We start from the raw sequence: 16,309 nt of genomic DNA on the forward strand, positions 1-16,309 counted from the left end.
ATATATTATTGTATATTATAACTTATACGTTATTGTGGATAATATTTAATTGACATGTTCATATTATACATATAAGGAAGTGTTAACGTATGATCAAAACGCCAATTTATCCTAAAACCTGCTGGTTTGAAAATATGCATGTCGATGAATACCCAAGTCTAAATGAAGATATGGAAACAGAAGTTGCAATTATAGGCGGTGGAATTACTGGCATAACCTGTCTGTATCTACTCAATCAGTTGGGTATTACCTGTTCACTTTTTGAAGGTAATAAACTTTTTCGAGGCACTACTAGCCACACCACTGCAAAAGTTACATTTCAGCATAATTTGTTTTTTGATAATTTTTCAAAATCTATAGGCAAATATAACACTGAATTATATGCAGTTTCAAACCTTAAGGCATTAGATTTTATAAAAGAAACTATAGGTAAAAGAAATATAAGTTGTGATTTTATTGAAGAAACTTCTTATGTTTACACATGTTCAGACAAATACATGAAAAAAATTGAAGATGAAGTATCAACAGCTGTAGAATTAGGCTTTCCAGCTTTGTATTTTGATACTATTCCTTTACCTATAGATATTAAATCCGCAGTAGGTTTTAAAAAACAATATCGCTTTCACCCTATCAAATATATGCTGGGAATTATTAATTCACTAAGAGGGCCTAACAAAAACATTTATGAAAATTCTAGAGCTGTCGATGTTATTGATAACAAAAATGCGTCAAAAAAACTCTCAGTAATTTTTAGTAACTGTAAAAAAGTTTCTTGTAATTATGTTATTTCTGCAACTCATTTTCCATTTGTTGACGGTAGTTCAGTGTTTTTTAGCAGACTGCATGCTAGCGGTTCGTACGTAGTAGTAGGTAAAACTACAAATGATTTTCCGGGAGGCATATATATAGATGCTGAGCATCCAAGAAGATCTGTAAGGCCTGCGGAAATTAACGGTGAAGATGTACTTCTATTTAGTGGAGAAAGTCATATTTCAGGCAGAGATGATAACACAAGTGTTCATTATAATAATCTACAAGATTTCGGAAATAGTTTATATAGTATATCCGAATTTAGCCATAACTGGTACACACATGATATTGTAACATTAGATAAAGTGCCTTATGTAGGCAAAATGAATGCTAAACGCCAAAATATTTTTGTAGCTACAGGCTATAATAAATGGGGCATGACTAACAGTACCAATGCAGCCATATTAATAACCGATATTATAATGAACAAAAAAAATCCGTATGAGGAATTGTACAGTCCATCTAGATTCACAAGCAGTACAGGCATAGTAAACTTCTTCAAACAAAATATCACTGTTGCTGAACAATTCTTGAAGGGTAAGACTGAATCAGCTGATAAGATAAACAGCATTCCTGTGGACTCCAGTATTAAAACTGAGGTAAATGGAAATAAGGTTGGTATCTATAAAGATGAACTTGGAGTTCTACATATAATTAATACGACCTGCACACATATGGGGTGTGAACTAAATTGGAATGATGCAGAAAAAAGCTGGGATTGTCCTTGCCATGGTTCAAGATTCTCCATAGATGGTGAAATTCTGGAGTGTCCTTCCCTAAAACCATTGCAAAAATACGATACCAGCTCTCTTAATAATTAATCGTTAATTTATTGTTTTTTAGCTTCTTCTATTTTCTCTGCCAGTTCATTTAAGTATACCCATCTGTCCATTTTTTCTTCTAATTTTTTCTCGGCTTCATCTTTAAGTTTAAGTAACTCCTGAAGTTTTCCATAGTCTGAGGATGAAGCTTCGATTTCTTTATCTAATTCTTCTATCTGTCCTTCAAGTTTACTTATTTTTTCATCTATCTCTTCATATTCTTTTTTTTCCTTAAACGAAAATTTGAGTGGTTTATTCTTTTTCTTTTCTTCATCATTCTGATGTGGCTTACGAACCTTTTTAGCATCTATTTCCTTAAGTTTTTGTTCAGACATTTCTTTATCATATCTGTCCTTAAAATCAGAATAGTTTCCGTGAGATATTTCAATTTTTGCATTATTGACAAAGAATATTTTTTCAGCTATTCTATCCAAAAAATATCTATCATGGGATACAGCTAGAACAACACCGCTGAATTCATCGATATAGTCCTCTAAAATTTCTAAGGTCTGTATATCTAAATCATTTGTAGGTTCATCTAATAAAAGTACATTAGGCGCTTCCATAAGCACTTTAAGTAAATATAATCTTCTCTTTTCACCACCAGATAGTTTTCCTATAATACTCCATTGTTGTTCCGGAGGAAAAAGGAATCTTTCCAGCATCTGTGACGCACTTACTTTATCCCCATTTTTATCCTCTATCCATTCTGCTGCATTTCTTATATATTCAATAACCCTCAGGTCATTATCCATATCTTCTATTTCCTGCGAGTACATTCCTATTTTAACGGTATCTCCTATGATAACTTCTCCACTATCTGGTTTTATCTTCCCAGCCACTATATTCATTAATGTGGATTTCCCAGTGCCATTATCACCTATTATGCCTATTCTATCGTCTCTTAATACAATATAGCTAAAATCGCTAATTATTATTCTATCATTAAACGCTTTATTTATATGGTTTAACTCTATTATCTTCTTACCCAATCTAGTTGCTGCAGAAGATATCTCTATAGTTTCATCGCTTGAATAATGTTGATCTTCTTTAAGTTGTTCAAATCGATCTATTCTTGCTTTTTGTTTAGTGCTTCTAGCTTTTGCACCTCGTCTAATCCATGCCAGCTCTCTTTTTAAAAGGCTGCTCTTCTTTTGTTGTTCAGCAGTTTCTATCTGCTCCCGCTCAATTTTTTTAGAAAGAAAATATTCGTAATTGCCATCATAGCTGTAAAGTTTACCATTATCCAGTTCTAAAATCCTATTTGTCACCCTATCCAGGAAATATCTATCATGAGTTATCATTATCAATGCACCTTTTCTTTTATTAAGAAAAGTTTCCAACCATTCAATAGTATCATTGTCTAGATGGTTAGTCGGCTCATCCATAATAATAAGTTCACTTGGATTTATAAGTACTGAAGCCATAGCAACTCTTTTTCGCTGTCCACCAGACATTTCTGATAATCTTTGGTTAAAATTGTTTATTCCAAGTTTACTAAGCACACTCTTAACCTGACTCTCAAGTGACCATGCATTGAATTCATCCATTTTTCTAGATAATCTTATAATTTCATCATTATCTACAGCAGCTTCTATAGCCTTTTCATATTCTCTTACAATCCTCATAACCTCTGATTCACCCTTAAAGATGTACTCTAGCACTGTAGAATCATTATCAAACTCTGGACTTTGAGCTAGATATGAAATATTTACAGAGTTATTTACTGTTATTTTACCTTCATCCGGTACCTCTATCCCAGAAAGGACCTTTAATAAAGTGCTCTTTCCTGTACCATTAACTCCAATTAAGCCTATTTTTTCCCCTTCATTTATTCCAAGTGTAATTTTATCAAATAAAATTCTTTCGCTATAACTTTTAGATATATTTTCTCCGTTTAATATGTTCATTAGTATACCTTTCCAATCTATTTTTTAAGGAGCTCTCTTGGTATGTGACAATATCCATTAGGGTTTTTATCTAAATAGTCCTGATGATATTCTTCAGCTGAATAAAAATTTTTTAATGGTAAAACTTCAGTAACTATAGGCTGCTCATACTTTTTCTGTTCTTCAGCTTTAGATGCCTCAATTACTGAGATATCACTTTCATCTGAATAATATATCCCCGTTCTATATTGTTTGCCTATATCATGTCCCTGTCTATCCTTTATTGTTGGATCTACTACAACCCAATAAGCTTCTAATATTTTTTTTAAGCTGACTACATTTTCATCATATTTGATTTCACAAGCCTCTGCAAAGCCTGTTGTATTTTTGCATACCAACTCATAGGTAGGGTTTTCTACGTTGCCATTAGCGTATCCAACTGTGGTATCCTTAACTCCATCAATATTTTTAAAATACATTTCTACACCCCAAAAACATCCTCCGGCTAATACTATAGTTTTCATAAATTTAGTCCTCCTTCAATTATTAATGTCATTAACATTTTGTTTACAACATTGTCATTCTATATCCACCTAATCTCTATAATATCAATTATAACATAGTAATTTTATTATACATTTAATAAAAATATATACAACATGTATTTAATAGTTTCTATTATTTGATAACCTATATAAGGAGGAATAATTTTGAAGAAAAAAACAATTAAAATTATAATTGCTTGTCTAATAGTTGCTGTGGCTGGAACTGGTATTTTTTTTACAGTAAAACATTTTACTAAAGCTAAAACTACTACCTCTGCTACTTCATACATGACTACCAGCGTTAGGAAAATGAATTTGGAGCAGACAGTTGATGGAACAGGAACTGCCTATTCTGCAAAAACACGAACAGTAACTTCCAATAATTCTGGAACCATAAAAAGCCTTAGCTTAAAAGTTGGTGATAAGGTGTCAGAAGGCGACGTAATTGCTAAAGTATATGACAGCAGCCTAGAGACTACACTTGATCAGGCTGAAGATAATTTAAAGACTCAAAAATTGAAGCTTACTCAATTACAGACTGAACTTGAAGAAGCTAAAACTGCAAAATCAACATCAAGTACTGCAGCTACAAGTTCTACAACTGCAAATAATACTACTTCATCAGATCAGGGAAATCAAGCTTCATCTAGTAAAGGTAATCAAACTTCATCTACTCAAAGTACATCTACTCAAAGTTCTCAGAGTAGTGCATCTACAATTTCCAGTATAAACAGTGAAATATCTCAGCAGAAAATAACTATAACTCAAGCTGAACGAACTGTTGATGCTGCCCAAGATGCCATTGATTCGATGACTATAAAAGCCCCAATAACCGGTATTGTTACTGCTGTATCAGTTTCAAACGGAGATTCTGTACAAAATGCAGCCTCTTTGTTAACAATTACAAATATGAATTCAATTAGAGTAAAAACTTCTGTTGATGAACTAGACATAAATAAAGTGAAAAAGGGACAATCAGCAGAAATAACTTTTGATGCTATAGACGGAAAGACATATAAAGGAACCGTTAAACAAATTGCCCAAACTGGTACTACATCTAATAATGTCACTACATACGAGGTAGTAGTTTCAGTAAATAGTCCTACTAAAATAAAGCTTGACATGAACGCTACAGTGACAATAAAAGTAAAGAGCCGATCTAATGTTTTAGTTATTCCAGCGGATGCATTAGTAGAAATGGGGAGTAAAAAATTCGTTCGAGTAGCTAATTCAAGTTCAACATCAGGTTCAACGTCCACTTCAACACAAAGTGCTAATTCTAATAGTAATAACAGTAAGAATACTGCTAACAGCAATAACAATTCCAATAGTACAAATAATAAAGCAAATCCTTTTACAGCTAGCAGTGGAAGACTTGTAGAAATACAGACCGGCTTAGAAACTGAAAACTATATTGAAGTTACAAGTGGTTTAACCGAGGGCCAGCAATTACTAGTTTCACTGCCAAAATCATCAACTTCTACTCAACAGCAAGGCTTCGGCGGTATGCGAAGTATGAGCGGCGGCATGGACGGTATGGGTGGTGCTCCAAGCGGCGCAATGGGAGGATTTAATAAAAATTCTTCTAAATCAAATTCAAGTTCTAATTCGAGCAGTTCTAAATAGGAACTAAATTAAATAAGGATGGTGGTTTTATGGCTAATAAAAAGGATAAGCCGCTGATTAGTATGAAAAACATAGGAAAAATTTACGATATGGGCTCTTCCACATATACTGCACTTGAAAATGTTAATTTATCTATTAATAAAGGCGAATATGTTGCTATAGTCGGACCATCTGGTGCTGGCAAGTCCACATTGATGAATATATTAGGATGTTTAGATATAGCTTCAACTGGTGAATATTTTCTCGATGGTTTAAATACTAAATGCAGTGATAATAAATTATCTGAAATAAGAAATAAAAAGATAGGTTTCATATTTCAAAATTATAATCTTTTACCGAAGCTTAATATAATAGAAAATGTTGAACTACCTCTTTTTTATCAAGGTATGTCCGGTAAAAAAGTTAGAGAAAAATCTATGCAAGCCTTGGAAAAAGTAGGATTATTAAAACATATAAAACACAAACCTCCTGAACTTTCAGGCGGACAAAAACAAAGAGTTGCTATTGCAAGAGCTCTTGTGACTGAGCCTCAGATACTTTTAGCTGATGAACCTACGGGTGCTTTAGATAGTAAAACAGGCAAGGAAGTTCTTCAGATGATGAAAGGTCTCAATGAGGAAGGTAATACGATTATAATGATCACTCATGATATGGAAATCGCATCAGAAGCTTATAGGATAGTGACAGTTAAAGACGGAAGGATAACTTCTGACAGTAATTCACCTTCAAAGATAAGAGAGGTGATTAGATGAAGTTTACCAAATTATTTAAGATCGCACTTGCCTCTGTATGGAGCAATAAAATGCGTTCATTTCTCACAATGCTTGGAATAATAATTGGAATATCCTCTGTCATCATACTTATGGGACTTGGAAAAGGAACTCAGAAATCTATAAGTGATAAAATAGAAAGTTTAGGTACTAACCTTATAACTGTAAATATTTCAAGCTATAAATATGCTCCAATTACAGATAATGACTTAAAAACCTTAACTAAACAACCAGGAATTAAAAAAATAGCTCCAGATATCACTAGCAGTGTAAACCTGAAAGCTGGTACTAATTCTTCTACAACTAATTTAGAAGCAACCACTCCTGACTATGCTGAAATAAAGAAAACAGAAGTAAGCATGGGAAGATTTATAACTCAGCGTGACATAGATAATAGGTTCAAAGTTGCTGTTATTGGAACTGAAACAGCTTCAAACCTATTTAATACAACAAACGTTGTAGGCGAAGATGTTTACATTAACGGAATTAAATACCAAATAATAGGTTTGATAAAATCTTCAGGTACATCATCAACAGGATCAAATGATGATAAAATAATAATTCCTCTTTCAACTGGTGAAAGACTTTTACAAAACAAAACACCCAAAACATATTATGTAGAAGCAACCAGCTCCGATAAAGTAGATACTGCTATGTCTTACTTGAAATTGTTCCTAAACAGAAAATATGGTGAAAGCTCAGATGAAAGTGATTCAGATTCTTACAGAGTTAATGATCAAACAAGTCTTTTAGAAACAGCTACATCAGCCACTTCCAGTATGACCTCGATGTTAGCAGGCATAGCCGCAATATCGCTTGTTGTTGGTGGAATAGGCATAATGAATATTATGCTTGTCTCAGTTATTGAAAGAACCCGTGAAATCGGAGTAAGAAAAGCCATAGGTGCAAAGAGACGTACTATACTGATGCAATTTTTAATAGAAGCATCAAGTATAAGTGGTCTGGGAGGATTAATTGGAGTCGGTATAGGATATTTAGGCGCATATATTGGCGAAAAGTTCTTTAATACAACTATCGTGATTTCTAATAGTGTAGTATTAGAAGCGTTTATTTTCTCAGTACTAGTAGGTATTATATTCGGTATGTACCCAGCTAATAAAGCTTCAAAATTAAATCCTATAGATGCATTAAGATTTGAATAAAATAAGGGGTGAGTAACCTCCGTCGGCTGAAAAATGCCTTCTACGGTCACTCACCCCTTCAGCCGACTCTATGTATTTACAAAATATTATTTTCTATATTAATTATTTCAATTTTTTTCTTAACAACTGAAAAGGTGGTATTTTATCAAAAACCACCTTCTCATTACTTCGTTTACTTTAATTGCATCCTTTTTCAATGCGTAATTAATCTCTTTACTCTTTACTTTTTTCTCTTCTATCAATTTCCATATACCTTAACCTCGTACAATTGAGGTGTGTACCAATTATTTGTATTATTTTGTAATTTGGCATCTACTAAAGTGACTCTAACAAATCTTGCTTTTCCTGAAAGTCTATCTGAAGTAAAACCATAGTCATTATACGCACTTGATTTGTCTAATAGAGTTGTATAGCTTAAACCATCGATGCTGCCCTCTAGTTTGTACTTGTAATATGCTTCCGATCCCTTCATCATATACCAAGATATCTGAATATTACTTAAGTTATACGTGGCGTTTAAATCCACTGTCCATGTACTCGGCCATGTTTTCGTTCCTATCCATTCTGTTTGATAGTCTCCATCATTGACATAAGCTGCTGTTTCTGTATTACTAGAAGCTGTCACTGTTTTTTCTTGGGATAGTAATTTGCCGTTCTGTACAGGTATAATAATATCCTGGTCTGCATTGTATAAAACCTCATCGTAGAAATCAAAAAAAGCAAATCCATTTGAAAAAGAAATTGGAAGCATTCTCTGTTGAGATATAGGATTTGTAGCATCTTTCCACCCAAACATCCAGCGGTTAGCCATCATAACAAAATTACTTCCATTATCCTCTTTCATGCGAATTACTCCACCAGATTGTGCTGAAAATGTTGAGCTGTTTCCTAAATTCTATCTATTCTTTTAAAGCACCAACCATTACGCCCTTTACAAAATATTTCTGCAAAAATGGATATACAAATAGTACTGGTACAGTAGATACAATAATTAGCGCATACTTTATAGTCTCACTGATAGACTCCTGATCAATAAGTGTATTATTGGAATCCGCATTGGTATTTTGCAAAAGTATTTCACGTAATATAAGCTGCAAAGGAAATTTCCCTCTATCTCGTAAAAAAATACTAGCATTAAACCATGAATTCCAATATCCTACTCCATAATACAAAACCATTACAGCGATAGTAGGCGCACATAGTGGAATAATCAGTCTAGTCAAAATTGTAAAATGACTGGCTCCATCCAATTTTGCTGATTCTTCAAGGCTGTCTGGTATAGCCATAAAGGCAGTTCTCATTATAATTAAGTTAAAGGTATTTACAAGATTAGGAATAATTAGAGACCATAAAGTATTATCCAGATGTAGTTGTTTTACTGTTAAATAAAATGGTATCAAGCCTCCACTGAAATACATTGTAAATACAATTCCAAACATTATAGGTTTCTTCCACATTACATTTTTTCTTGATAAAAAATACGCTCCTAAAGATGTCATTACGATATTAAGAAAAGTTCCTACTATAAGTATAAAAAGTGTATTCAAATAACCTCTCCCCAGCATCGAATTTGCAAAAGTAGCTTTATAAGCAGCTAAACTGAAGCCTATAGGTTTAAAAAGTAGCCGTGTATGTTTCATATACTGAGCACCATCACTGAAAGAAGCCACAGTTACATACCAGAATGGGTAAAGGGTAACAGCAACAATTAACAGCATTATAATAATATTACCTATGTTAAAAACTCTTTCTCCAAAGCTTTCTTTTATTCTCAAATATATTCCCCCTTACCATAAGCTAGTCTCATTTACTTTTTGACTAATTTTATTAGTAGCAAAAATCAGTATAAAATTAACTACAGAATTGAATAAACCTACTGCAGTACTATATCCAAAATTAAATTTTAAAAGACCACCCATAGCTAAAATAAACATAATTATAATCATAGGCATAATTCCAGGTATTGTGACATGAATAAGTTGTTTCCACTTATTTGCCCCATCAATCTGCGCGGCTTCATATAGCTGTTGGTCTATTCCCATCAGCGCAGCAATATATATGATTGATCCGAAACCTATGTCTTTCCATATATTGGATATAACATAGATAGGTACAAAATAACCTGGAACTGAAAGGAGGTTTACCTATTTACCAGTAAAAAATTCTACTATAGTGCTCAGTACTCCGCCTATTTGTGAAAAATTGGATATCATTCCACATACTACAACAAGAGATACGAAATGAGGAATGTACGAAATAGTTTGTACTGTTCTAGAAAAAAACTTTGAAATACTTAAGGCCTACCCATTGACTGCCTAAAATTCCTTGTGATGGATTGAAATTTTTAAATGCAATAATAACTCCGTACATAGGTTTATAACAAAATAGTAAATAAAATATAACAACAGGCAATACTAACAAGTACAATTCTTTATTTCTCTTGAAATCTTTTTTCACTCTGCTTTTAAATGTATTGTTACTCATTGCATTCCGATTAACTTGTACCATGCATATACTTCCCCTTTCTAATAATAAGTCTATCAACACATGAAACGTTAATATATTTGCATACTTTATTAAGGGTTCTCACCATTCATCCAGTATGCAAATATATTAATAGTTAAATATTACTAACGTTTATTATATCTACCTAAAGCGTCTTGATAGTATTTTAGGTATTTCTGAAGACCTAACTTATTCATTTGATCAACAAATTTATCAAATTTAGATAGAGGCTCAGTACCCATTATAAACTTGAAGGACATTTCATTTACATAGGTATTTATACTGTTGATTATGGATGCTGCGTCAGAACTTTCATCAGACTTCAAGCATACCTGAGGTAACATATATTTTTCTGCATCTGTTGTCCAAGTTTTTACAGCTTCTCGCTGCTGAGGCATCGATAGCTGCTGTGTCAAGTATTGTTGAACAGTAGGCGCTCCACCGTAACGCGTAAAATTTCCCATGACACTGCTTCTTGCAATTCCATCTGGATTATCCATTACTGTTTTAGTATAAGTAGGTTTTCCATTCTCAATGGTATAAGATTTACCTTTTACTCCAAAGTTATAAAGATAAGTGCCTTTCTTACTGTAACCAAAATCAAGCACTCTTGCAGCAATATCAGGATTTTTACATTTTGTACTTATTGCTGCTGCATTGTAAGTAGTATATCTGCTGTCGTGCTGTCCAAACTTTGGTGTTTCTCCTTTTTGAAGAACAGGGTATTTAGCACCTGCATACTTATAACCGTTACCTGCTTTATCAGCATTAGCTTGCCATACTCCCATTCCACCACCGCCAAGTCCAATAGTCATTGCTGATTTTCCGCTGGTCATAGCTGTATTCTTTTGATCTCCGGTTAACGTGGCAAAATTTTTGTCTAGCAATCCTTTGTTGTACCATCTTTTCATTAATGTTAAAAAGTCCTTATATCCTGACTCCGCCTGTCCAAATTTAACCTTGCCGTCTTCAACATATATTCCAGGCTTAACTCCATAGGCTTCAACGAAGGCTGTACTCCATCCAATGGCTCCCCAGTCAAAAGTTAATGGTGCCTTTATTCCAGCCTCTTTAAATTTAGTGAGAACATTTTCATATTCATCAATAGTAGTAGGAGACTGTAATCCTAATTTATCTAGCAGGTCTTTTCTTACAACCGGACCCAAATATGTGGTAAGTCGATCATCTCCTCTTAGAAATGGAAACACATAATAATCTCCAGAATCTGTTTTTATTGCCTTATCTAAATCAGTATTCTTTTTCAGGTAAGCTTTTAGATTTGGTGCATCCTTACTTATAAGATCATTTAATTTTGTTATTGTACCATTATTTATAGCCGCTTCTGGACCACCTGCAAATGAATACCAATCGTTTTCAACAATATCAGGTAAGTCTCCTGAGGCAATCAATAAATTTAGCGCTCCTGATGTATCATTTCCTGATGGATGAACAAACTTAATCTTTACTCCAGTTTCCTTAATTAATTCCTTAGCAAAGTCTGTATCGTTTTCAGACTTTACATCGCCGTAGCCTGCTATAGGACTGAAATTAAACCACCATGTTAATGTAGCATCCGTTTTTAATGGATATTTATTAGAAGTAGCTGCATTAGATGAAGTACCACTTTTAGATTTGCTGCAACCAATAACTGAAGTTGCTGCCACCACAGTTACTAACAGTGCTACAAGTATTTTCTTTCTTTTTATCATTAACTTTTCCCCCATCCTAATTTAATTTATCGAGGCCTCTTACACTTAAATCTTATCAGCCATCTAGTAATATACAAGCTACAGTTTTTAATATATTCGGTTATTTTTTAGTATATTTATTTTTGACTTATTACCTTGCTATAAAATTTATATCTTGATTAACAGGCATAGATACTCACATATAAATATTTTGCCGTAAAATTAACAAAAACCATCACATACTGATGGTTTTTGTAGCAATTTATTAAAATACTTTTTATAAGCTTTCATTTCTATACTTACCAGGTGATATATTCGTATATTTCTTAAAAACCCTAGAGAATGTACGAACATTCTGGTATCCAACAAGTTCAGCTATTTGTTCAATTGTAGCATTTTTCTTTTCTTCAAGAAGTAGTTTTGAATGTTCTATTCGAAGATTATTTATGTAATCTAGTACTCCTTTTCCTACATGATCTTTAAATACTTTGGATACATACACAGGATGAACATTAAACTGTTCACCTATTTGTTCTAAACTTAAGTTTGGATCATAGTAGTTCTGTTGTATATATGGAATCACTCTATTTACTACCCAACTTGTACTCTTCTCAATAGTCTTACTCACATGTAAACAAAATAGTTCTAGAAAGTCATCCAATTGATTTTTCATTTGATTTAGTGTTTTACAACATAGAAGCTGATTAATGGGACTAAGATATTGACATAGATCCAGGATTACTTATTTTTCCTTTTAGCAAACTAATATGCTGAATATCTGAATTTTTACTCAACTCAACACTTATATTCTTTACGTTTTTAAGAACATTGTCCATATTTCTTAAAGTTGCATTCAGCATAAACGTATTCTCATCATTTATTTCAGTTTTAAGAGTTGTATCCATGCCAAGATATATAAACACATTTATAGATAAAACAAGCATAAAAAGAATAAGGTATGAAGTTAACCATTTAAATACTATACTTTTTTTCTTCATTAACCTACTTATTTTCATTTTAACCCCCAAAACATTTCTTAAATCTAGATAAAAATTAACTTCTATCCTTTAAAATTTTATATTAAATGTAAGCTTACTCTTGTCAGCTATCTCATACACAATAGAAGTCCTATAAACCACTCTCTGTTTTAAATTTATATCGATAAACATTATTTCCTCTACCCTGCAGCTGCTTGGTCTTTCAAAAATCATACACACCTCAATGCCATTTTGTATAATTTTAATCGAACAACCATCCTTAACTTCAGGTTTTGTTTTGGTTATAAAACATTCTTCAACCTTATTATTTATTGTGCTAAAAAGGAACTTGTCCTCGATTCTAAGTGTATTATTTTTATAGCTCCATAGAAATTTCCTATTAAATTGTTCCAATTCACTATTTGAATATGCATTTGTTATATCTAAAGCTATTTTTGTACTACCAGGCATCTCCTCTACTGAAGTTATTCTAGCAGCATAATTCTTGCCAAACTTTTCATATTTATCATTGATAACTGGTACCGAATGTCCTCTTGAACTAGCTGCAATATATTGATACCTTTTATCATTTATAAAATACTCTTTTTCGTATTTCGGTGAGCCTATATCAATAAAGATTTCCTCTCCCTCACAATGAAATATAAAATGCCCTAAATCATTATGATTATGTGGTTCATCGTTATTTCCGCCTTTTACTGCAAAAGCTGAGAATTTTCCATGAACATTGCGCCTGTCTACTACCCATGCCATCTTTTCAAAATAGTAATTTCCAGTTTTAATACATTCAGCCTTTTCCTCTTCAATTGCTGCACTTGCTAAAAGTCTTCTTATCATCACCGCCCATCTATATGTATTATCAAAATATACGCTATAACTATTGGTATAATCATAGCCGTCTACTTTTAATTCCTTCTCTAATATTTTAAAGAGTCCACAGTCTCCGAACCATTTACCGCTGCCGGAGTCTGAAAAATTAACAAAACTGCCAGATGGAAATTGAAGTATCTGAGGAAGTTCTGCTATTCTCTTAACTTTACTGCTAAAAGTTAATAATGAAATCTCATTATTAGTTCGTTCTCTTAAAAGTTCAGAGAAGTAGACATAGAAACTCAGACCATATCCCCAATAATACAATCCCTCAGCAGTAACTCCTTTCTCATCAAAGCCATCAATAAAGCACTCCATACTATTTATAACTCTATATAGTATTTGTGACAATCTCTCTTCATCTTCTAGTATATAAATAGCTGCAGCACCTACTGATCCAGCACATACAGAGCTCCAATTCATCCTAGAGTTTTCCCACCAATAAGAATTTTTTTCATAGGGATCTATAACTCTTCTTAGGATTTCTTTTTTTAACCTATGTACCAAAAACTTATCCAATTCATCTCCGATACAATATATTATTTCGGCAAAGAAAAAAGCAGATTCTGCTGCAAAAAGAGCTACAGTCTCATCCGGCGGAATTTCATTTTCAGCATTCATAGAAAAGTGTGCTGGCAGCTCCCAACTATATAAATCGCACCACTGCCATAATTTTTCTTCTATCATGGAAACATATTTTTTATCTCTTTCCAGCAGATAAATTATTACTAATGAAAACAGCTGCTTTCTTCTTTCAAAATATGCTTTTTCAAATACACTTCTATCTCCTGTAAGTTCAAATTCTTTGTACATTTTGTATGTAATTTGTGGTGAGTTTTCTATAGCGGATTTAGTAATAAAATCTTTGACTTCCTCATATATCTTTGCTCCAAATTTACTTTTTTTTATTTGTATAATAGACTTTTTATCTTTTATTTCAGGAAACAGCATATGCCCTTTACAAGTACTCTGCTTCAAAACATTCTTGACATAATCCATCTCAAACATATAAATTATCCTTTCTTTAATAAGACAAAAAGCTGCAGCACAGCTACAGCTTTTTAATTTAAAATCCCTTATATAAAAACCATTTATGTAAACAGTTTCATATTGAATACTATAACTCTTTACCATTCAATTGTCAATATTTAATTTAACTTATATACTTACCGATACATTTTCCAATACTTAGAAAGCTATACAAGTGCTTCAAAGTAGCTGTAGACCATTTTCATTTCTCCTGGAAAATAGGTCTTCAATCAGAAAATGCCTTCTTAATTCTGTAGTATCATACTTCTTTACATCATCAAAATGACTTGAGTATCTTACTTCTATAATATCGCCCAAAAAATTATTGTTACATTATGGTATCGTTAACGTTAACGATACCATGCTTAAATTATAATTCCTAAATTAACTACAGTCAATAAAACTTTAATATTTTTATAAAGCTTTTGAACCTTGCCATATAAATATATTGCGAACCAAGAAAGTGAATTAGATGAAGATAATATTTAGTAGTTTAGTGTATGCTTTAAATTAATCCACTTTCTCTTAACTATTCCGTTCTGTGCATTTAGTTCGTCTTATATTTATACATAGTAATACATTTTTCCATTTTCTAAAGAATTTTTGATTTTGCCATTGTCTTGCAGATATGCTAAAAACGCTGACAATGATGACATATTTAAATAGTATTCTCTATAATCCATCTTTATATCATTTAGTATAACTATATTTTCAAGTAAATCTTCTTTCGTTAATGGTTTTTCAAGTAGTTCTACTATGTCATCTAAGTACCTATGTATATTTTCAGTATTTCTTACAATAAGCTTTTCTAGCTGCTGTTTGTTTATAACTCCGTCGGAGTGACTTATTACAAAATAATCAGCATCTATATCTTTGATGCTTTCTAGTGTATCAAATTGGTATTGAATATTAAAAAGAAGTGGGAAAGGATATTTATCTAAAGTATAGTCACTGAATATTGAATCTCCTAGAAAACACACTCTATCAGGAGTTAGTATTGCTATATGTTCTGTTGAATGTCCTCTTACATCCAACACTGTGAATTTCTCATCATTAATTTTATTCATACCATATTCTAAAATAAAATCTACCTGCACATCCTTGCAATCTTCCTCTAATTGTTTAGGAGGTAAACATGTGTAAATCATAGTAGGAAACATTTGAATACTTTCCATATACAGTTTTTCTCTTGATGAAGTATAAGTGATACAACCTGTGTAAGTATTTTTAAAATAATTGTTGCCTCCGCAGTGATCCGTATGGCTGTGTGTGTTAACTATGTATTTAGGATGTAATCCATTTTCTAAAATCACCTGCTCTATCTTCCTCGCTGCTGTATTATTTTTTCCTGTGTCAATCAGCATACAATTTTTATTCTTGTAGCTATATATTCCTATATTAGTTGGTGCATTTATATAATATGTGTTCCCATTGATTTTAGTAAGTTCCATGTAAAGTATCAACTCCTTGTTTAAATATATTGCGAACTAAATGCGCTAGACGGAATAGTTTAGAGAAAGTGCATTAAATAGGTGTGAGAGTAAAGAGTAAAGAGAAAAGAGTAAAGTGAAGGTTAAAATTCAGCTGAGCTGAATTTT

Annotated in this window: 14 protein-coding genes; 4 read left to right on the forward strand and 10 right to left on the reverse strand. The window is 32.5% G+C overall.

The genetic code is table 11. From position 1 onward, the window contains the following. Positions 1 to 89 precede the first annotated feature (89 nt). Complete coding sequence (locus CLORY_RS20630) at positions 90 to 1,631, forward strand: FAD-dependent oxidoreductase (protein WP_079428092.1); 1,542 nt, start codon at positions 90 to 92, stop codon at positions 1,629 to 1,631. A gap of 8 nt (positions 1,632 to 1,639) precedes the next feature. On the opposite strand, the gene CLORY_RS20635 is transcribed toward CLORY_RS20630, so the two are convergent. Continuing rightward, positions 1,640 to 3,541: an ABC-F family ATP-binding cassette domain-containing protein gene (locus tag CLORY_RS20635; protein WP_079428095.1), complete on the reverse strand. Its 1,902-nt coding sequence runs from the start codon at positions 3,539 to 3,541 to the stop codon at positions 1,640 to 1,642. A 17-nt stretch (positions 3,542 to 3,558) separates the two neighbouring features. Next, positions 3,559 to 4,044 carry a peptide-methionine (S)-S-oxide reductase MsrA gene (gene msrA / locus CLORY_RS20640; protein WP_079428097.1) on the reverse strand — a complete coding sequence of 162 codons (486 nt, stop codon included), beginning with the start codon at positions 4,042 to 4,044 and terminating at the stop codon, positions 3,559 to 3,561. Positions 4,045 to 4,230: 186 nt separating this feature from the next. Between msrA and CLORY_RS20645 the strand changes: the two genes are divergently transcribed. The 3 genes from CLORY_RS20645 to CLORY_RS20655 are packed head-to-tail and all read left to right on the forward strand — an operon-like array spanning position 4,231 to position 7,624. Then, positions 4,231 to 5,691: an efflux RND transporter periplasmic adaptor subunit gene (locus CLORY_RS20645; RefSeq protein ID WP_079428099.1), complete on the forward strand. Its 1,461-nt coding sequence runs from the start codon at positions 4,231 to 4,233 to the stop codon at positions 5,689 to 5,691. 29 nt (positions 5,692 to 5,720) lie between these two features. Then, entirely contained in the window at positions 5,721 to 6,443 is a 723-nt protein-coding gene (locus CLORY_RS20650) for an ABC transporter ATP-binding protein (protein ID WP_079428101.1), read from the forward strand. Next, entirely contained in the window at positions 6,440 to 7,624 is a 1,185-nt protein-coding gene (locus tag CLORY_RS20655; protein WP_079428103.1) for an ABC transporter permease, read from the forward strand. The genes CLORY_RS20650 and CLORY_RS20655 overlap by 4 nt, the downstream gene beginning before the upstream one ends. 238 nt (positions 7,625 to 7,862) lie before the next feature. On the opposite strand, the gene CLORY_RS20660 is transcribed toward CLORY_RS20655, so the two are convergent. The 8 genes from CLORY_RS20660 to CLORY_RS20695 all read right to left on the reverse strand — a co-directional run bounded on the left by CLORY_RS20660 (position 7,863) and on the right by CLORY_RS20695 (position 16,162). Continuing rightward, entirely contained in the window at positions 7,863 to 8,468 is a 606-nt protein-coding gene (locus CLORY_RS20660) for a discoidin domain-containing protein (RefSeq protein WP_079428105.1), read from the reverse strand. Positions 8,469 to 8,523: 55 nt separating this feature from the next. Then, positions 8,524 to 9,399: a carbohydrate ABC transporter permease gene (locus CLORY_RS20665; RefSeq protein ID WP_242954472.1), complete on the reverse strand. Its 876-nt coding sequence runs from the start codon at positions 9,397 to 9,399 to the stop codon at positions 8,524 to 8,526. 12 nt (positions 9,400 to 9,411) lie between these two features. Continuing rightward, positions 9,412 to 9,732, reverse strand: a complete 321-nt coding sequence (locus CLORY_RS24110; protein WP_341456654.1) for an ABC transporter permease subunit — start codon at positions 9,730 to 9,732, stop codon at positions 9,412 to 9,414. A gap of 522 nt (positions 9,733 to 10,254) precedes the next feature. Then, on the reverse strand, positions 10,255 to 11,838 hold the full coding sequence (locus CLORY_RS20675) for an extracellular solute-binding protein (protein ID WP_169911699.1): 1,584 nt from the start codon (positions 11,836 to 11,838) through the stop codon (positions 10,255 to 10,257). A gap of 256 nt (positions 11,839 to 12,094) precedes the next feature. Further along, positions 12,095 to 12,490, reverse strand: coding sequence for a helix-turn-helix transcriptional regulator (locus CLORY_RS20680; RefSeq protein WP_079428109.1), 396 nt, complete (start codon positions 12,488 to 12,490; stop codon positions 12,095 to 12,097). Positions 12,491 to 12,530: 40 nt separating this feature from the next. Then, entirely contained in the window at positions 12,531 to 12,833 is a 303-nt protein-coding gene (locus CLORY_RS20685) for a hypothetical protein (RefSeq protein ID WP_079428111.1), read from the reverse strand. A gap of 51 nt (positions 12,834 to 12,884) precedes the next feature. Continuing rightward, a complete protein-coding gene (locus tag CLORY_RS20690) occupies positions 12,885 to 14,690 on the reverse strand; it encodes a heparinase II/III domain-containing protein (protein ID WP_079428116.1) in 1,806 nt (601 codons plus the stop codon). 584 nt (positions 14,691 to 15,274) lie between these two features. Beyond that, complete coding sequence (locus CLORY_RS20695; RefSeq protein WP_079428112.1) at positions 15,275 to 16,162, reverse strand: MBL fold metallo-hydrolase; 888 nt, start codon at positions 16,160 to 16,162, stop codon at positions 15,275 to 15,277. Positions 16,163 to 16,309: the final 147 nt, after the last annotated feature.

Origin of the sequence: Clostridium oryzae (assembly GCF_002029235.1) — a bacterium.
In the GTDB taxonomy this organism is placed as follows: domain Bacteria; phylum Bacillota; class Clostridia; order Clostridiales; family Clostridiaceae; genus Clostridium_AE; species Clostridium_AE oryzae.